Origin of the sequence: Paenibacillus sp. J53TS2, from assembly GCF_018403305.1 — a bacterium.
In the GTDB taxonomy this organism is placed as follows: domain Bacteria; phylum Bacillota; class Bacilli; order Paenibacillales; family Paenibacillaceae; genus Fontibacillus; species Fontibacillus rhizolycopersici.
This window is the reverse complement of the sequence record NZ_BOSK01000003.1, coordinates 109,844-127,650: the sequence shown is the minus strand read 5'-3', so window position 1 is coordinate 127,650 and position 17,807 is coordinate 109,844. Positions and strand designations below refer to the sequence as shown.

Below are 17,807 nucleotides of genomic sequence, written 5' to 3'. Positions count from 1 at the left end.
GGGATGATTCATTGCGAAGGACTTGTCAAAATTTTTAAATCCGAAGATATCGAAGTTGTTGCGCTCCAAGGCCTGAACTTAACCGTAGAACAGGGCGAGATGATGGCGATCATCGGCAATAGCGGTAGCGGCAAATCGACGCTCTTGAACATCCTCGGCGGTTTGGATCGCCCGTCGGCAGGTCAGGTTACGGTCGGAGGTTGGGATTTGCTCAAGATCCGCGATGACCAGTTGGTGGAGTATAAACGGAATACGGTGGGCTTTGTTTGGCAAAATAACGCTCGCAACCTGCTTCCTTATTTGACCGCACTGGAGAACGTGGAAATGCCGATGCTGCTCACCGGCAAGCTGGATCGGGCTTATGCAAGAGAACTGCTGGAACGAGTGGGTCTGAAAGACCGAATGCATAACAAGCTGCATCAGCTCTCCGGCGGGGAACAGCAGCGGGTCGCGATTGCCATCTCGCTATCCAACCGGCCGAAGTTGCTGTTGGCCGACGAACCGACGGGTTCGGTCGACACGGCAACCTCCGATCAGATCATGCAGATCTTTCGCGAGGTGAATCGGGAGCTTGGAATCACGGTTGTCATCGTCACGCACGATTTAACGCTCGCAGGGAAAGTGGACCGCGTGGTCGCTATCCGCGACGGATTGACGAGCACTGAATTCTTGAAGCGGAATCCGAATCTCGATTTGGCGGCAGCGGAACTCGGTGCGGGCGGACTTCAGGAAGTTCACGAAGCCTTCGTCGTTGTCGACCGCGTGGGGCGCTTGCAGGTTCCGAAGGAATATTTGGAATCCGTCGGGATCAGCGGCCGGGCGAGCATGGAATTTGACGGGGAGAAAATCATTATTACCGCACCTAAATCATTGGAGGGGGATCCATCATGAGGTTGAAAAAATTATTATCCGTTTCGCTAGCGGCAACGCTGGCATTAGGCCTGCTGGCTGGCTGCAACGGCAGCAAGGCAGCGGACCCTGAACAGGAGAAAGTACTGCGTATCGGCGTGCTTTATGGCAGTTACGACGATTCTTATTTCCGGCAGCAATATACCGATGTCTATGAGTTTACGCATCAAAACGTACGTATCGAGGTTGTGCCTGCCATCGACCAGTCGCAATACCGTTATCAAGATAACTCGCAGCCTTACGTGCAACCCGATTATCTGGATAATATGAAGAAAATTATGACGGGTAGCAATCCGGTCGACGTTGTCGTAACCGACACATCGGTGCTGAACCAACTGATCAAGGAAAATATGGTGAAGCAGCTGGATCCCTTGATCCAGGAAGACAAATTCGATACGTCCGACTATGTCCCGGCAGTCATTGACGGAATTAAGGATCTCGGGGAAGGCAGCTTGTACGCCTTAACGCCTAGCTTCTCTTCTTCGGCCCTGTTCTACAATAAAAAGATGTTCACGGATGCCGGCGTAGAGCCGCCAACCGATAACATGACTTGGGATGACGTGTTTAACCTGGCACGGCGGGTGGCTAAAGGGGAAGGTAAAGACCGAGTTTACGGATTCTCCTTCAACCGTTATGTAGGCAATGACCCGTTCTGGGATATGCAATACAGCTACGTCAACTCGCTGCAGTTGAAGACGTACGACGACAAAGCCGAAACGATGACGGTCAACACGCCGCAGTGGACCAAGGTTTGGGAAACGATCAGCAAGCTATCGAAAGACAAAGTAATTCCGGACAACACCAGCAATCCGATGGACGGTAGCGATTGGTCTTCGATCAGCAGCGATCTGTTCCTATCTGGGAAAGTCGCCATGACCATAGGCGAGAGCTACTACATCAATGAAATTTCCGATGCCAATAACAATGCTTCGAAAATCAAAAACTTCAAGCCCGTAGATTGGGATGTCGTGACTTTGCCGTCTCATCCAGAGAAGCCGGGCGTTGGCGGCAACATTTGGCTCAGCAATACGTTCGCAATTAACAGCGCGGCTCCGAATGCGGATACGGCCTGGGACTTTATCAAATTCATTAATGGAGAAGATTGGGCGAAATTGAAATCGCGCAGCAACTCGTATGAGATGCTGGCCCGTAAATCGTATATCAAGCCGAAATCCGGGCTCGATTACAATATCCAGGCGTTTTATTTGCTGAAGCCAACACCTCCTAACGATCCGAAGCAGGATAAGCTGATGAGCGAGAAACCGGGGCTTTACAGCGTGACGGACAGTGGGCGTAAGTTCTTCCAGGAGGTCCTGGAGAACAAGAAAACGCCGGCAGAGGCGCTCAAGGAATGGGAAGAAAAGGGCAACAAGATGCTGCAGGAGATTAAGAACAATCCGAAGACCCAATTCCAGGAGGATGGTACGCCATTCGTTCCGCAAGAAGGAGCTGCCGCTGACGGAACCATTATTAAAGGTTAATCCGCAGTTTCAGGAAAAAACAGAAATTACCAGAGCAATCCGAGGCCGCCGGGCAGAATCCGGCGGCTTTTTTTGTTAAGGTTGGGTATTCTATAGGCAAGGACAATTTGCTCTAGTTGAAGAAAGGATGGACGAAAAAGTCATGCGGTGGATCTATTTCAATAAATTGTACAGAACGAAATTCCAAGCCGGATGCCTGGCTCGACGATTGGAGCAAGACGGCTGGATCTACGGTTTCGACGACATGCGGCAAATTGAAATTTTTCGCTCGCGCAAGGGCAAATACGGCGTACGCTTCATTCCATAATGTATTGCTTGACGTGCCCCGCAGGAATCGTGTATATTATTAATTGTCGCTATTTATTGACGCGGGGTGGAGCAGCCCGGTAGCTCGTCGGGCTCATAACCCGAAGGCCGCAGGTTCAAATCCTGCCCCCGCAATCCAAGCTTCCCCGGGCCCTTAGCTCAGTTGGTTAGAGCGGTCGGCTCATAACCGATTGGTCACAGGTTCGAGTCCTGTAGGGCCCATACGTGCGAAACCCCCTTGATCATCAAGGGGGTTTCTTTTTATGTGGTTATTAAGATTGGGGAATATTCGATGAAACGTCACCGGCTCGGATCCGTCGGAAAAATGAAAGCCCCACTAACACTCAAGTTAGTGGGGCTTTCATTTTCGCTCAATCAACGAAGATAGTCATTGTGACAATAGCCTGATATTGACTTGCCATTTATATCTTTGCCCCATACATAAGTCCAATCTGCAGAAGGTATAGGGTCTATAGCGCCATAATTGACGACAGTTCCATTCGCGAATTTACCTATTATGGAATAATTAGTTCCTGGACCGCTGCGTACATTCAAGTTCGATCCATCGGTTGTTACCACCGCAGTCCACTCATCACTGGCGTGAGCTTGTTGGACGGGCGCGATAGAAGGTGAAAGGAAAAGCAAGAACATGGATAAAATGATCATTGTTCCTATCTTTTTCATTGAAAAACCTCCTCTTCGAATGTGAAATTTGGAACATATATTATCAAAAAAATAGGTTGGCCAACCTTAATTTACCATAACATAATAAGGAAGGTATGTATATAGATGTTTTGGATTGTCGTGGAATATATTAACCTCTAATGACGATAAACAAGACAAATCATCCAAATGATCGCAACGATCCATACGAGTAGGATGAGACTTCCTGCGAACCAGTTTCTGGGTTTGCCCTTCTTCAATCGTTCTTCGGCAATGGCTTCATATTCTCGGATCACGGACTCGGGGATCATTCTTAAAGCGATCGCAATACCGAGCGGAATGAGTATCACATCATCCAGATACCCTAATACAGGGATAAAATCGGGTATCAAATCAATTGGACTGAAGGCATAGGCGACGACGCAAACGGCAAAAATTTTGGCATACCAAGGCGTCCGACGATCCTGATAGGCAAAATAAAGCAAGAAGATCTTTTTTTTTAGTTTTCTTGCCCACGTCCTAATTTTTTGAATCATTCCGCTACTCCCGTGTGCTTTTTTCTTCATGTTACCATGCGGCGCTGAGGTTTGCATAACGATAAGACCCATCCAGTATTATAGAAAGATCACTAGCAGTGCCCAAGTTAGAAAATACCCTCCGATGATCAGAGAAACGAACCCCTTGAATCTCATGGATTCCAGATAGGACTCGCTAGGTTCCGCGCTACCTCTAACTTTCCAAGCCTCATCCATTCGCCAGAACACATCCTGATGAAAAAAGGAGCCGCTCTCGCGGCTCCCTGAATCATTTGACTTGCTGTTGGATCACCAATCGATGGTATTCGTTGAGTAACTCGTCCAGTCGTTGACTTACCATGACCAGTTCCCTATCGACCAGACGTTTGCTTCCGGCGAGTCTGTTTAGTTCCATCCGGAGCTCTTCAATTTTGAGGATAAGATCCAAGGCGAACAACTCCCAGAATTGAAGTATCTATTGTATACGTCCGCTGTGCACTGGCGACCGTCCTGCGGATCCCACTTTATATCTGTCCGCACCAGGCTAAAGTGGTAACTATACTTTCTATGTCCGTTTTTGTAAATCCTCCCTAAATCCTGAGATAATATGCAAAAAACTGTCGATTCAGTGAATTTTATTAAAATTGAAGGTTTTTCGAAAGGCAGAAAAGGACCGCGGGTGGGCGGTCCTTTATCGGCGAAAGCGACGCGATTATTTGCTATCTTGAGTCGGCGCAGGGTGCGCAGCCAAATATTCGACCGCGTTGTAAGTCAGTACGGCGGCCTCGGCCCGGGTGATTTGATCCCCCGGATGGAATTGCTTGTTCTCATCCAGCTTGGCGATCCCCAGCACGAGCGCACGCTGAACGGTTCCCTGATACGAAACGGTGAGCTGGTCGTCATCGGTAAATTCGATCGGTTTAATATTGATCTTTGGCAAATCGCCATGCTCCTCCATCGCCAAAATCAGCTGATGGGTAAATTCCTCACGCGTCATCGGCTTGTCCGGGTTCACGGCTGCTTCCAGATCAAAACCGCTATTTTTCGCGATCACGAACGCCGGGGCATACCAAGCATCTTCCTTGACGTTAGTAAAGTAGTCGCTTGCTCCCTGGTTGACCTCCGTTTTGAGCTCCAACCCCAGCAGGTTAACGATGAGCTGAACGCCTTGGCTGGTGGTCAATTGGTCGTCCGGCAGAAAACTGTCGGCGCCGACGCCGCGAACGATTCCTTTGGCCTGCAGTACAGATATACTATCTTTGGCGGTGGAGTGGCTTACGTCTTTAAAGGCGCCTGCGGCGGCAAAGCTTTCTCCGGCAAGCGACAGACTCAGAATGGCAGTGGCGGACAACAGGGCTAAATTACGTTTAAACATGGGGTCATCACCTCGTCTTGTTATTTTTGACAACTACTAGACGAGAGCTTACTGAAAATGTTGCAAACTATCCGAAAGATTTTCCAAACGGGATGATTCGCGTCACATGATTGATTTCGTCAAGCTGAACCCACACAGCTCCTTCTGTTGTTCGCAGCTGTACTTTGTCTGGTGCGGAACCCCATTTAGGCAGTCCCGTCATCATTTGTCCATCTTGGAGCTGAACGACCACTTGATGGCCGAGAGTAACCGCCATTTTTAATTCATGCATGAAACCAAACCTCACCTTTCCTGAAATTCGAGCCGATCAACGTGCTACAACTAACTTATCATAAATCCCAATCGAATAGTTTATCGGAAAAGTCTGGTCCAGATTTTTGGTTGAATTTGATTCGAAATCTGTATATAATCATAAATACGGGATTTTTCTTGACGTGCCGGGGTGGCGGAATAGGCAGACGCACAGGACTTAAAATCCTGCGATGGGTGACCATCGTACGGGTTCGACCCCCGTCCTCGGCATCTAGAACAAGAAAGAGCGTATTCGATAAACGAATGCGCTCTTTTTTTATAGGAAAAAAGGATTATTTTCGCCAAAAAACGTTACGAAATATGTACCAAATGTCGATATAAAACCCAGAGGGCTGGAAAAAGGTTCCGGTAATTTAGCAATGAAGATAAAGGAGAGAAATCAATGATTGCTAACAGGAAAATGACGTATTGGATGCTCGTCTTGACGCTGCTCCTTTCGGTAATGGTTCCGACGGGCGTGTTTGCGGCAACGGGGGACATCAACTCCATTGCGATCGATGGAGAAAATACGACCATCGAACTTGGCGTGGGTAAAACGAAACAGCTCAAGGTTTCGGCTTCGGTAGAGGGGTCCACCTCAAAGAAGGACGTGACCAGCACCGTGGTTTGGACCACTTCCGACGCGAGTATCGTCAAGGTTGACGAAGGTTTGGTGACAGCGCTCAAGAGCGGCACAGCTACCGTTACGGCGTCTTATAATAATCCGTCAACGCAAGTCGGTTCCAAATCGTTGATCACGATTAAGGTTACGGACACCTACACCGCGTTAACCTTGGATTACAAACTGGACGGGAAATATAGCCTGGACAGTTCCGCATCGGATCTAACCGTTACGGCTAAGGCGAAGGTGGACAACGCCTCGATCGAACCAAAGGATGTTACGGCCGATGCGGAATGGACCTCCTCCAATGCTGGGGTTTTAACCGTTGAGAAAGGCCAAATAACGTTAACCGGTTCAGGGGAAGCCACGATTACGGCCAAATATGCCGGACTGACTGCTTCTTTTAAAGCTAAGGTAACTTCGCCGTACTCCGGTTTGAAATTGTATCAGACGGTTGGAACGACCGACACCGAGATTCAGGAGAAGGAAGACCTTGAGTTGATCATGGCCGACAAGGAAGTGAAGCTTCGGGTCAAAACAGTGTTGGCTAGCGATTCTACCACCAATAGCGACGTCTCGGATAAAGCGACTTGGGCTTCGACGGACAACGGCGTAGCTACGGTGGAAGATGGAACGGTTAAGATCGTATCCACGGGGAAAGCAACGATTACGGCATCGTATCTGGGGGAGCAAGTCAAAGTTGATATTTATGTGCGCGCTCCTTATGAGGCGATCCTGTTGACGCCATCCGGCGATCAAATGATGTTTATCGGCGAAGCGCTGGCCATGGATGCCGGCGTGCGCGTCAAAGCGAACGAAACGCAGGACGTTAGCGATGTCGCTGATTGGTCTTCTTCCAATAAATTAATCGCCACCGTGGACGACAAAGGCGTAATTTCAGCCAAGTCAACGGGGACGACCACGATTAAAGCCAGCTACCAAGGCGTAAGCAAGAGTATGAAATTAACGGTACTCCCTACAGTGACCAAACTAGAAGTCGAGAAAGACCAACTGGACGTTTATCTAGGGGGATCTGCCAGCTTGCCGAAAGTCACGGGCACGAAGTTGGACGGAGAAACCGTTGATCTAAGCAATGCAATCGCTTGGACCTCAAGTCAAGAGAATATCGCGATTGTGGAAGACGGGAAAATCGTTACGAAAGAATTGGATGATTCGGTAGTATCCGCCGAGGTAACGTTAACCGGGAAGCTTACGGAAGCTGGAACAGGACTGACGCCAAACGCGAGCTTCCCGATTCGGGGGACGACCGTCGAGGTTAAGGTGAGCGTAAAGGAGAAGGTATTAACCTTGCTCGCTTCGGAAGATTCTTTGAGTATCGTCATCGGGACGGAAACCGCTCTGCCGCAAATCACGGCTGTCTACGAAAACGGGGTAGAGCAAGCGAACCCGACGGGTGTAGAGTGGACGGTATCGGGTTCCAATGCAGTGTTGAAGACGACGGTAGACGGGAAGAAGCTCAAAGGTCTCAGCAAAGGCTCCGCTACGCTGAAAGCGACTTTTGAGAACAAAACGGTCAGCTTTTCCGTGACCATCGAACCGAAAATTACCAAGATTGTTGTGGAGCCACAATCGTTCGAGCTGAATATCAAGAAATCGAAATCGATTAAGGTAACGGGGTATTACACGGACGGCAAAAAGGTAACCCTCTCCTCCAAAATGGGCTGGGTTTCCTCCGACGAGAATATCGCTACGGTTTCTTCCTCTTCGGTGAAGGCCATTGCTGAGGGTTCGGTGACATTGACCGGCTCTTACCAAGGCCAAACGGTAACCGTGAAGGTGAACGTGATTCCGAAGCTGATGAAACTGGAGGTTAGCGAGAAAAAACTGCAGTTGGCTCCAGGATCGGCTAAAACGCTCGTGCTCACGGCTACTTATGATAACGGTAAAGTAGTCTCCGTGACCGGCAGCGCCAACTGGACGAGCTCGAAGACGAATGTTGCCAAAGTGTCGGCCGGCAAGATTGAAGCGGTAGCGAAAGGCTCTGCTTCCATCAAAGCGCAATACGACGGCAAAACGGTGACGGTTAGCGTTTCGGTAAAGTAATGTAGATCGTTTTTTCCAAGAGTCTGCCTTCGTAAAGGTGGGCTCTTTTTTTGCGAGTTAGCAAGTTTTGGTTGATTTTAGGCTAGGGCTTCCCCTATAATTGGAACAAATGTTCTGGGAAGAGGACGATCATCTATGATTAGACAGAAGACAAGAAGGACGTTAGTTTGGGGATACCTGCTTTGGTTCTGCGTTCTGATTACGGGTTGCTCGCTGGGAGGCTGGGAGGCGGCTGGGGGACAACCGGGGGAGAACGCGTCATGGATTTCCAAAGAGCAGGACGAAGGTCAACTTCGCGTCCTATTCCTGGATGTCGGACAAGGCGCTTCACAGTTGCTGATCAGCCCCTCCGGGCACACGATGCTCATCGATGCCGGCAACAATGACAAGGAAGATGAGATGCTAGGCTATCTGCAGGCTTATGGGGTACGCCACCTGGATCTCGTGATCGGGACGCATCCGGATGCGGATCATATTGGCGGTTTGGATCGGGTGATTGATCGCGTGGACATTGGCCAGGTGTATATGCCGAAGGTTCAGTCCAACACGAAGACGTTTGAATCGTTGTTGATTTCGATTCGCAACAAAGGATTGAAGGTCAAGACGGCCAAGGCCGGATTGGATCTGGCATGGGACGAACAGGTACAAGTGAAGATGCTCGCCCCGGCAACGTCAACCGACGACAACAACAATATGAGCGCTGTCGTTAAGGTGACCTATGGCGATACCTCGTTTCTACTGACCGGAGATGCGGAATCCGAAAGCGAACGGGCGATGCTCGAATCAGGAGCGAACCTTCACGCCGATGTCCTGCTAGTAGGTCACCATGGCTCAAAATCGTCAACCACGGCACGGTTCTTGAACGCGGTTAAACCAAAGTACGCGGTGATCCAAGTGGGCGAGAATTCCTATGGGCATCCGACGAAGACGATTTTGGACCGACTAGCCAAACAGAAGGTGGAAGTGTATCGCAACGATCAACAGGGTACTGTGGAGATCGTCAGTGATGGTAAAGAATATCAAATTATAACGGAAAGGTAGGAATGGGGATGGTCCATATCGTTGAAGGTTTTGAAGGTGAAGCCTGCATCCTGGAGTCGGGCGGGAACCTCCGGAACATCCCGCGGTCCCAGGTTGATCCTTCAGCCAAGCCGGGAGACGTTGTGGAATGGGATGGAGAGAAATGGGTTCCCAACAAGCAGGAAACCGAGCGGAGGACCCGCCAAATCCACGCCTTAATGGAAGAAGTGTGGGAAGAAGAATAACGCTTAATCTTTACCAGTAATCTTAAAATAAGAGGAGGAATGAAGTAAATGTTGACTAGACCGCAAACAGGGGAATACGCGGAGCATTTTGCACCCTACATTAACGAAGTGCCAGAAGGCGATCTGCTTGCCTTCCTGGAGTCGCAGACGAAGCAATTGCGCGAGGAATGGGGCGGAGCCAGCGAGACGCAGGCCAACTATCGGTACGCCGAAGGGAAATGGAGCGTCAAGGAAGTGCTGGGCCACATGGCCGATACGGAGCGGATCATGAGTTATCGAATGCTGCGGATCGCTCGCGGCGACACGACGCCGCTTGCAGGATTCGACGAGGAATTGTACGCCCGTCATGCCGGGTTTGATCGGCTGTCTCTAGAGGAACTGCTGCGCGGCTTTGAGATCGTGCGGGAAGCCACGCTGGTATTGGCTCGCCAGTTGTACGACGCTGCATGGGCCCGCACGGGAACCGCCGCCGGCGGACCTGCCTCCGCTCGTGCCTTCGCCTACATTCTCGCGGGGCATGCACAGCACCATACACGGATTTTGAGCGAACGCTATACCCAAGCCCAAGCTTAAACAGGCGGACCTAAACGCAAAAACGGACGGGATCAGCCATCCTGAGGATGGTAGCTTCCGTCCGTTTGTTTTGAATCGGGATTATTCGTGGGACATGATCATTTCCAGCTCTCCGCTTAAGCGGTAGGGGCCAAAGCCGGCTGGCAGGATGAAGTGCTCGCCTTTGGCCAAGTCGTAGCTTTGTCCGCCTGCTGTCAACGTACCGCTGCCAGCGAGTACGCTGAAGATCGTATATTTCTCGTTTGCTTGAACTTCGGTTTCCCCGCCGGAAACGTTCCATTTTTCCACGGTAAAGAAAGAGTTGGAGACGAAGGAGGTGACCGTCAGCGCGCCATTAGTTGAGGTTGCGTAGGATGCCGGAACATAGGCTTGCGGTACGGTGGTGACATCAATCGCTTTCTCCAGATGCAGCTCGCGGGTGTTGCCGTTCTTATCGCGGCGATCGTAATCATAAACGCGGTATGTCGTATCCGAGCTTTGCTGCGTTTCGAGCACCACGATGCCTTTGCCAAGCGCGTGTAGAGTACCGCTAGGGACGTAGAAGAAGTCGCCCGGCTTTACCGGTACTTTGGTCAGGAAATGTTCCCAGTCGCCGTTTTCGATCATCGTGACGAGTTCTTCTTTCGTTTTTGCCTCATGACCGTAAATGATCACAGATCCCGGTTCGGCATCCACGATGTACCAGCATTCGGTTTTGCCGAGCTCGCCGTTTTCGTGTTGGCCGGCATATTCGTCGTCCGGATGTACCTGTACCGACAAATCGTCGGAGGCGTCAAGCAGCTTCGTCAGGAGCGGGAATACGTTGGACGTGGAGCGGAACAGCTCCGGATGCGAGGTCCACAAATCCCCCAGCTTCATGCCTTGGTGTGGTCCGTTCTGAACAACGCTTTGTCCGTTGGGATGAGCGGATACGGCCCAGCATTCGCCGGTACGGTCATTTGGGATGTCGTAGCCGAACAGGTCTCTTAATTTCGTTCCGCCCCAAATGCGTTCTTGAAAAATCGGCTGTAGAAAAATCGGTTCATTCATGGATTTCGCACTCCTTTATCTATAGATCAATATGAAATGTGAACTAATGCAGCGGCGCCAATTAAGCCGGCATCTTGGTGCAGCGCGGCAGGGACGATAGGTGTTTGACGACCCGAAGGGTTCAGCGCGTACTTGGACACATAGTCCCGCACCGCGTCAAACATTGGAGCACCGACTTGAGAGACGCCGCCGCCAATGACCAGCTTCTCTGGATCAAAGGTGTTGATCAGAGTTACGCAGCCTACGCCGATGTTCTCAAACACCTTGGCGACGAGCTCCTGAATCGAAGTATTCCCGGCCGCCGCCAAATCAAAAGCTTCCTTCGAGGAAACTTCCCGGCCGAGCAAGGCCGAGGCTTGTCTCGCGACCGCCGTGCCGGAGGCGACGTATTCCCAGCATCCTTTTTGCCCGCATACACAGGTGCCGGCCGAGGGATCAACGACGAAATGCCCGACGTCGCCGGCATTGCCGGAAGCGCCGGTAATGAGTTTGCCGTGGGAGTAGATCCCGGCGCCGATCCCCGTGCTGATCGTGATAAATACGAAGTGTTCGGCATCCTTAGCAGCTCCCAGCCATTTCTCGGCCAAAGCAGCGGCAGTAGCGTCATTCTCCAGCCGGATCGGCCGGCTGAAATGGCGCGCCAGCGAGGCGACGACAGGGAAGTTCCACCAGCTTCGCAAATTCGGCGGTTCGGCTATCTTCCCTTCCTTCGTGTTCAGCGGTCCTGGGGCCCCAACCCCGATTCCCAAGAGCTCGGCTTCCGTAATACCTTGTGCGGTAAGGATGTCCTGGATGGCAGCAGCCATTCGGTCGACCATCACCTCCGGCGTTACTGTCTGATCGGTCGGCAAGGAAACCTTGGCGCGAACCTCGCCGTCTGCGCCAACAAGCCCGATGGCGGTTTTGGTGCCGCCGATGTCGATACCTATTGCATAACTCAACGTTCATACCTCCTGTGGAAGTGAAGATTCATTAACAACTTGACAAACTTGACAAAAACCGTATTTGTAAAGTAGGATGTAGGCTAAGTGTAGCATGATTCGAAAGGAATGAAAAGAATGGGCCGCAAAAAGAAAATATCCATGCAGGATATCGCTGACCGCCTCCAGATTTCCAAAAATGCGGTGTCGCTTGCGCTGATGAATAAAAAGGGGGTCAGCGAAGAGATGCGCCGCCTCGTGCAGCAAACCGCCAGGGAGATGGGCTATGGACCCTATGCTCCCCAAGAAAGCGGAAAGGCCAACATTCTGGTGCTCGTTCCCGAGCGAATCATGAGTTATCAGGATAATGATCACTTTCAGTTTTTTCACGATATGATCTGGGGTTTGGAACGGAGTGCCCGTAAAAAAGGCTTTAACGCCGTCATAACTCCACTTGATCGCGAGACGGAAACGTCGCTTTCTTTGCCTGGAACGTTTGCCGATATTCCGTATCGTGGGGTAATTTTATTTGGTATCACGGATCGGGCTTATGCCGGGCGTATTTGGGAAATGGATACACCGCTCGTGCTGATGGATTCCTATTACCGCGACCTGCCTTGTCCGGCGGTCACTTCGGCCAATCTGGAAGGAGCTCACGCTGCGGTAACACATTTGATTGAAGCCGGTCACAAGCGAATCGGCTTCATCGGGCCAACGAACTTGTCGACCAGTCATGAGGAGCGCTGGTTTGGGTATGAGAAGGCAATGAAGGAGCAGGGGCTTGCTATCCGAGACGCGGATTGCTTAACGATCTCTCGGGGGTATGATTACACCACGGCGGAAATGGATGCCTTTTTGGAGGGGCTCGGCGAATGGCCGACGGCGTTCTTTTGCAGCAATGACCGGATTGCTTATTTGCTTGCGGGCTTGTTGAAGGAGAGAAACCAGCGATTGCCGGAGGACGTTTCGATCGCCGGGTTTGACGATTTGCCTTACGTGAACGGCGAAGGGCTCAACATGACGACGATGCGGGTGGAGAAGGAGCGTATGTGCGACGCGGCGATCAGTCTGCTCTTGTCGGAGCTTGGCCGTACCCGGGAAGCGATTCATTGGCAGGTCCAGCCGACGTTGGTGGTGCGCGAGTCGGTGGTCTGGAGGTCATGAGGAGCCGGGAGCAGGCATGGAGTCGATGGATAAAAAAAAGGGTGCCCCAGGGAGCCGGTTAACCGGTCCATCGGGACACCCTTTCTTAGTCACGCAGGCGCTTAACCCACATTCCAACTTATTTGTTCAACGCTGCTTCGTAACGTTTCTCTACTTCAGACCAGTTGATAACGTTAAAGAAAGCGGCGATGTAGTCAGGACGTTTGTTTTGATATTTCAGATAATAAGCGTGCTCCCATACGTCCAAGCCAAGGATTGGCGTTTTGCCTTCCATGATCGGGGAGTCTTGGTTCGGCAAGCTGTATACGGACAATTTACCGCTGCCGTCTACAGCCAGGAACGCCCAGCCGCTGCCGAAACGAGTTGTCGCAGCTTTGGAGAAGTCTTCCTTAAATTTGTCGAAGCCGCCGAGCTCGCCGTTGATCGCTTCAGCCAGCTTGCCAGAAGGTTGGCCGCCGCCGTTAGGTCCGATCGTTTCCCAGAACAGGGAGTGGTTCGCGTGACCGCCGCCATTGTTGCGAACTGCGGTGCGGATGCCTTCCGGAACGCTGTCCAGATCAGCGATCAGCTCTTCAACGGATTTGGATTGCAGTTCCGGAGCGGACTCCAAAGCTGCATTCAGGTTCGTAACGTACGTATTATGGTGACGATCATGGTGAATCATCATCGTTGTTTCATCAATATGAGGCTCAAGTGCATTGTTCGGGTAAGGCAAAGCAGGCAATTGATGTGCCATTCCAAATCAATCCTTTCTTCTCCGATATGTAATAGTAATTCCGACAAATTTAATTATAGATCTGGACGCCAACTTAGTCAACATAAATGTATGTTAAGTATGTTAAATGATTCGCAAGCATTGACAAATGATTTTGGTATCCTCATAATGATGGTTCAAGCAGAGTTATCGACAAGTTTGGGGTGAAAGACGTCATGGGTTTGGGCATTGTGATCGTTGAAGTGTGCGATAGCAACCTGATGAGCGCGCTTGAGCTGGAGCAACTGGAGGAGGATTATCCGGAAATTGCCGTGATGCGCCAGGACTGTCTTAGTTTATGCGGCTTATGCAAGCTTAGACCGTATGCGCTAGTTAACGGCAAACGGGTTGCCGCCAAGACAACGGAGGAATGTATCCGGCTCGTTAAGCAAGCCATTGAGGACGAATTAAACGTCTATGACATATAACGTAGAAAAAGCAGCCCAAGGGCTGCTTTTTTTCTATTCGCGGTTTCGCTGACGGATTACATATACGCATTTCTTCCCTTGCTGGGCCAAGCATTCCGTGCGCTCGACGTCGGCGTCCAGCAAGGATTCGAACAAATTCAGCTCGCAGTCGCAGGCATGGTTGTAACGATTGGCGATTTGTGAGATCGGGCAGTTATGCTCCATGAGCACGTATTCGCCGCGATCGTTCTGTTCAAGCTCCGTCATATAGCCGTTATCATTTTGGATTTCCGAGAGCGTGCGCACTTTTTCGGTTAGCGATTTGCCTTGCATGTCGGCCATGTATTTACGGCTCAGCTTCTCCTTGCGCCGGTCAAATAGGCGATCCACCATTCCTTCGCCGCTTTCCTCGGCCAGTTCATCCAGCAGGTCCAGGGTGAGCGAATGATATTTTTTTGGAAAAATCCCCTCGGCCAGCTCTGTTAATCCATACACCGCCGTTGGCCGGCCCTGCGTTTGCCGGATCATCTTCGACTCGATCAGCCCGTCGCGCTCCATCGTTCCGAGATGCCGGCGTACGGCCATTTCCGTAATCTGCAGCTCTGTCGTGAGCTCTTTCGCGCTAAGAGGTCCGGCGGTTTTCATTAGATGAAGAATCCGCTCGCGGGTAGAAAGGTCTTTGTTCGTGTTCATGCGTGACACTCCCTCTCGGGTGATAGGTTCCGGCAATTCTTAGCTTTGCGGGACGGCGAGGGCTGCCTCCCGGCATGCATCCGAACAGAAGCCGTGATGCTCGTCTTCGCAATCCTCGCAGCATACATACTGAAGGTTGCACACAGGACAGTTAATGTACCGGTCATGCGTTATGCCGCAGTGGAAACAGCTGGCGATTACGATATCCTCGTCTGTGCGGTTGATCGGCACGGAGATTCGTTCGTCAAAGACATAACATTTGCCGTCAAACAAACGTCCGTTGACCTGCGGGTCTTTACCGTAAGTCACAATCCCGCCCTCCAGTTGGGCGACGTCGTTAAAACCTTCATTTAACAGGAAGCCGGTCAGCTTCTCGCAGCGGATGCCCCCGGTGCAGTAAGTCAAAATCTTCTTATCTTTGTGATCGCCAAGATTCTGCCGGATCCATTCCGGAAACTCGCGGAAGGAATCGATCTCTGGCCGAATCGCTCCGCGAAAATGGCCGATGTCGTATTCATAATCGTTGCGCCCGTCCAGAACGATCACATCATCTTGTTGCAGTTGCTCGTAAAATTCGGCAGGGGAGAGGCGTTTGCCGCTGATGACGTTCGGGTCAAGCTCCTCCTCGTAACGGAAGGTGACCAGCTCTTCTTTATGGCGAACGAACATTTTCTTAAAAGTATGGCCTTCCGCTTCGTCGATCTTGAACACGATATCGGCGAACAGCGGGTTGGTTCTGAGGTCGTTCATATACTTCTCGGTTTGCTCCACCGTACCGGACAATGTTCCGTTAATGCCCTCGGCGGCGATCAGGATGCGTCCCTTGAGGCCCAGTTCTTTGCAGTATTGCAGATGCTCGGCCGTGAAGGCGGCAGGATCCTCGATCCGGACAAACTTATAAAATAATAATACGCGGTAAGCGTGTGGCTCCATTAATTTAATCACCCATCTATTCTATGTTGAATTCTACTGCATTGTAGTTCAAGGTTCCCAACTTAGTCAATATATAAGTATAGTAAGTATATTAATGCAGGTCTAGCGGATATTCTTTCCTTGCAGACCCTAGAATGAATTAAATTTGAAATAAGGGTTGCCGACAAATCAAGATTCCCGGTAAAATAACTTGGATTCGGGTGAATGTTTGGAGAGAGGGGAGAGTCGGGTTTGAAAAAATGGTTTTGGCCGGTCCTTCTGGCCGTCTTGTTTACGGTGCTGAGCGGGTTCATCCATACGGAGGGGCTGCGCTCCATTGACCGTAGTATTGGGGATTTCTTCTATGGGCTGCGAAGCGATAGCTTGACTCCTGCGGTGAAAGCTCTTGCTGAGCTGGGGACGACGACCGGTTTCGTTGTGGTGCTGTTGCTCACTCTCGTCTGGACCCTGGTATACTTGCGTAACGGACGTTATGCAGTTTGGCTGACGGTCAGTTTGGTGGGTGGGTGGTTACTCAACAAAGGATTGAAAGCCTTGTACTCTCGTGAACGTCCGGACTTGTGGGACTATCTTGTCGTGCCGGACGGGTACAGCTTTCCCAGCGGAAATGCGATGATCTCCGCGGCTTTCTTCGGGCTGATCGCCCTGTTGCTGCTGCGCTCCGGCAGGGCGGGGAACCGCGTATGGGCAGTTATCGTGCTGCTGATCATTTTACTGATCGGGGTCAGTCGCTTGTATTTAGGCGTACATTATGCCAGCGATATCGTCGGCGGCTTCCTGGCAGGAGCGGTGATTGCCGAGGTTTGCTCATGGGGGGCCGTACGGCGGCGCCGCAAATAAAGAAGAGGGCCTTCCATTTGGAAGGCCCTCTTTCATTCACGCGGCTATTATGCCGTGCGTTTTGCGTTCAGCGGTTGTTTAGGCGCCGGGGTTTGCGTACCGGCATCGTCTTTCTTATGAAACAGTTTGCGGAGGTAAGGAAGTACGTAGGTGTCGAGGCCGATTTTGCCGGCGTTGGCGGCGGCGACGAGGACCAGCACTTCAAGAATCAACATTTGCGCGTTGGTGCTTACCGTACCCGAGAAGAGGAACGCGGCGTTCATCACGAAGCCCATCAACACGGCGAAGGTGGTGAAGGTACCGAGAATGAGCCCGATGCCGACCAGGAATTCGCCGTAAGGCACCATCACGTTGAAGAGGTCGACGTTCGGCAGGGCGAAGTGTTGCAGGAAGGTTGCCCACCAGCCTTGCACGGCGGGATGGTCACCGGTGCTGTTCGCAATCGCTCCGGTCAGGAAGCCTGCGGCGTCGAAGCCGCCGGTCAGTTTATGATAGCCGGCTTCGATCCATTGATAGCCGAGGTAAACGCGGATGACGGTCAAGAGCCACATTGCCACTTTGTTTGTTCTAAGGAAATTGTTAAACATGATTCCCACTCCTTTGGTTTGTCGTTCGATTTTGTTTTTCGGATGATCATCTTTGATGTCTTTATTATATGTGATTTTTTTCACTATATATGTGATTTAAATCACATATATTAAAAATTGAGAAAATAAAATTTAAATAAAACAGCAAGGTGGATTTGCTCCCACCTTGCTGCGAATTCGTACGTTCGTTATTTGGCTTGTTCTTTGCCCGGATCCTTGCCTGTCAGCGTCTCCGACCATTCCTCCATCATTTCGCCAACGAGATCCTCGAGGTTCTCCGTAGCTGAGGTGGGGTGTTTGGGTACGGGAATCGGATCGACACCGGAACCTTTTCCAGGCGGCAGGGTGTCCTGTTCCTGCATCTTGTCCACTCGTTCTTGCTCCTTTCTGAATTAGGATAGGATCGCAAACGGCTC

General features: G+C 51.0%; 22 protein-coding genes, 3 tRNA genes and 1 pseudogene. 13 read left to right on the top strand and 13 right to left on the bottom strand.

The features are described 5' to 3' along the window. Positions 1-3: 3 nt before the first annotated feature. From KJS42_RS08495 to KJS42_RS08475, 5 genes are all read left to right on the top strand, one after another. On the top strand, positions 4-891 hold the full coding sequence (locus KJS42_RS08495; protein WP_155607717.1) for an ABC transporter ATP-binding protein: 888 nt from the start codon (positions 4-6) through the stop codon (positions 889-891). After that, entirely contained in the window at positions 888-2,390 is a 1,503-nt protein-coding gene (locus tag KJS42_RS08490) for an ABC transporter substrate-binding protein (protein ID WP_213622591.1), read from the top strand. Before KJS42_RS08495 ends, KJS42_RS08490 begins: the two co-directional genes overlap by 4 nt. A gap of 142 nt (positions 2,391-2,532) precedes the next feature. Continuing rightward, the gene (locus KJS42_RS08485) at positions 2,533-2,697 is read left to right on the top strand and encodes a hypothetical protein (protein ID WP_167521270.1); all 165 of its coding nucleotides are present in this window, start codon (positions 2,533-2,535) and stop codon (positions 2,695-2,697) included. Between the two features lie 60 nt (positions 2,698-2,757). Then, a tRNA-Met gene (locus KJS42_RS08480) sits at positions 2,758-2,831 on the top strand. Between the two features lie 13 nt (positions 2,832-2,844). Next, a tRNA-Ile gene (locus KJS42_RS08475) sits at positions 2,845-2,918 on the top strand. Positions 2,919-3,071: 153 nt separating this feature from the next. Here KJS42_RS08475 and KJS42_RS08470 read toward each other — a convergent pair. The 6 genes and pseudogenes from KJS42_RS08470 to KJS42_RS08450 all read right to left on the bottom strand — a co-directional run bounded on the left by KJS42_RS08470 (position 3,072) and on the right by KJS42_RS08450 (position 5,520). Further along, a complete protein-coding gene (locus KJS42_RS08470; RefSeq protein WP_155607715.1) occupies positions 3,072-3,380 on the bottom strand; it encodes an SH3 domain-containing protein in 309 nt (102 codons plus the stop codon). A gap of 137 nt (positions 3,381-3,517) precedes the next feature. After that, complete coding sequence (locus KJS42_RS08465) at positions 3,518-3,895, bottom strand: YkvA family protein (RefSeq protein WP_213622590.1); 378 nt, start codon at positions 3,893-3,895, stop codon at positions 3,518-3,520. Positions 3,896-3,973: 78 nt separating this feature from the next. Beyond that, positions 3,974-4,126, bottom strand: a pseudogene (locus KJS42_RS23345) (DUF6199 family natural product biosynthesis protein); the annotation flags it as partial. Between the two features lie 37 nt (positions 4,127-4,163). Beyond that, positions 4,164-4,322: an aspartyl-phosphate phosphatase Spo0E family protein gene (locus KJS42_RS08460; protein WP_206106934.1), complete on the bottom strand. Its 159-nt coding sequence runs from the start codon at positions 4,320-4,322 to the stop codon at positions 4,164-4,166. Between the two features lie 264 nt (positions 4,323-4,586). Next, positions 4,587-5,249 carry an S-layer homology domain-containing protein gene (locus KJS42_RS08455; protein ID WP_155607712.1) on the bottom strand — a complete coding sequence of 221 codons (663 nt, stop codon included), beginning with the start codon at positions 5,247-5,249 and terminating at the stop codon, positions 4,587-4,589. A gap of 67 nt (positions 5,250-5,316) precedes the next feature. Further along, positions 5,317-5,520, bottom strand: a complete 204-nt coding sequence (locus tag KJS42_RS08450) for a hypothetical protein (protein WP_239483580.1) — start codon at positions 5,518-5,520, stop codon at positions 5,317-5,319. A gap of 165 nt (positions 5,521-5,685) precedes the next feature. On the opposite strand from KJS42_RS08450, the gene KJS42_RS08445 reads away from it, so the two are divergent. From KJS42_RS08445 to KJS42_RS08425, 5 genes are all read left to right on the top strand, one after another. Next, positions 5,686-5,771 (top strand) — tRNA-Leu (locus KJS42_RS08445). A gap of 172 nt (positions 5,772-5,943) precedes the next feature. Next, positions 5,944-8,226 (top strand): Ig-like domain-containing protein, encoded by a 2,283-nt coding sequence (locus KJS42_RS08440; protein WP_213622589.1) that lies wholly within the window; start codon positions 5,944-5,946, stop codon positions 8,224-8,226. Between the two features lie 135 nt (positions 8,227-8,361). Further along, positions 8,362-9,267 carry a ComEC/Rec2 family competence protein gene (locus tag KJS42_RS08435; RefSeq protein ID WP_213622588.1) on the top strand — a complete coding sequence of 302 codons (906 nt, stop codon included), beginning with the start codon at positions 8,362-8,364 and terminating at the stop codon, positions 9,265-9,267. 8 nt (positions 9,268-9,275) lie between these two features. Further along, positions 9,276-9,491 (top strand): DUF3006 domain-containing protein, encoded by a 216-nt coding sequence (locus KJS42_RS08430; protein WP_213622587.1) that lies wholly within the window; start codon positions 9,276-9,278, stop codon positions 9,489-9,491. Positions 9,492-9,539: 48 nt separating this feature from the next. After that, positions 9,540-10,064, top strand: a complete 525-nt coding sequence (locus KJS42_RS08425) for a DinB family protein (protein WP_213622586.1) — start codon at positions 9,540-9,542, stop codon at positions 10,062-10,064. Between the two features lie 81 nt (positions 10,065-10,145). On the opposite strand, the gene manA is transcribed toward KJS42_RS08425, so the two are convergent. Next, positions 10,146-11,093, bottom strand: coding sequence for a mannose-6-phosphate isomerase, class I (gene manA / locus KJS42_RS08420; protein ID WP_213622585.1), 948 nt, complete (start codon positions 11,091-11,093; stop codon positions 10,146-10,148). Positions 11,094-11,119: 26 nt separating this feature from the next. Next, a complete protein-coding gene (locus tag KJS42_RS08415; protein ID WP_155607705.1) occupies positions 11,120-12,034 on the bottom strand; it encodes an ROK family protein in 915 nt (304 codons plus the stop codon). A gap of 117 nt (positions 12,035-12,151) precedes the next feature. Between KJS42_RS08415 and KJS42_RS08410 the strand changes: the two genes are divergently transcribed. Then, on the top strand, positions 12,152-13,177 hold the full coding sequence (locus KJS42_RS08410; protein WP_213622584.1) for a LacI family DNA-binding transcriptional regulator: 1,026 nt from the start codon (positions 12,152-12,154) through the stop codon (positions 13,175-13,177). 118 nt (positions 13,178-13,295) lie between these two features. Here the strand turns inward: KJS42_RS08410 and KJS42_RS08405 are convergent, their stop codons facing one another. After that, positions 13,296-13,913 carry a superoxide dismutase gene (locus KJS42_RS08405; protein WP_155607703.1) on the bottom strand — a complete coding sequence of 206 codons (618 nt, stop codon included), beginning with the start codon at positions 13,911-13,913 and terminating at the stop codon, positions 13,296-13,298. A 194-nt stretch (positions 13,914-14,107) separates the two neighbouring features. Here KJS42_RS08405 and KJS42_RS08400 point away from each other — a divergent pair, with 194 nt between their 5' ends. Next, positions 14,108-14,359 (top strand): YuzB family protein, encoded by a 252-nt coding sequence (locus tag KJS42_RS08400; RefSeq protein WP_193416319.1) that lies wholly within the window; start codon positions 14,108-14,110, stop codon positions 14,357-14,359. A 33-nt stretch (positions 14,360-14,392) separates the two neighbouring features. Here KJS42_RS08400 and KJS42_RS08395 read toward each other — a convergent pair whose 3' ends face one another. Then, complete coding sequence (locus KJS42_RS08395) at positions 14,393-15,031, bottom strand: helix-turn-helix transcriptional regulator (RefSeq protein ID WP_155607702.1); 639 nt, start codon at positions 15,029-15,031, stop codon at positions 14,393-14,395. A 39-nt stretch (positions 15,032-15,070) separates the two neighbouring features. Then, positions 15,071-15,964, bottom strand: coding sequence for an oxygen-dependent tRNA uridine(34) hydroxylase TrhO (gene trhO, locus KJS42_RS08390; protein WP_193416318.1), 894 nt, complete (start codon positions 15,962-15,964; stop codon positions 15,071-15,073). 231 nt (positions 15,965-16,195) lie between these two features. Between trhO and KJS42_RS08385 the strand changes: the two genes are divergently transcribed. Further along, on the top strand, positions 16,196-16,804 hold the full coding sequence (locus KJS42_RS08385; RefSeq protein WP_213622583.1) for a phosphatase PAP2 family protein: 609 nt from the start codon (positions 16,196-16,198) through the stop codon (positions 16,802-16,804). Positions 16,805-16,851: 47 nt separating this feature from the next. Here the strand turns inward: KJS42_RS08385 and KJS42_RS08380 are convergent, their stop codons facing one another. After that, entirely contained in the window at positions 16,852-17,391 is a 540-nt protein-coding gene (locus tag KJS42_RS08380) for a DoxX family protein (protein WP_213622582.1), read from the bottom strand. 188 nt (positions 17,392-17,579) lie between these two features. Continuing rightward, the gene (locus tag KJS42_RS08375; protein WP_155608762.1) at positions 17,580-17,762 is read right to left on the bottom strand and encodes a hypothetical protein; all 183 of its coding nucleotides are present in this window, start codon (positions 17,760-17,762) and stop codon (positions 17,580-17,582) included. Positions 17,763-17,807 lie beyond the last annotated feature (45 nt).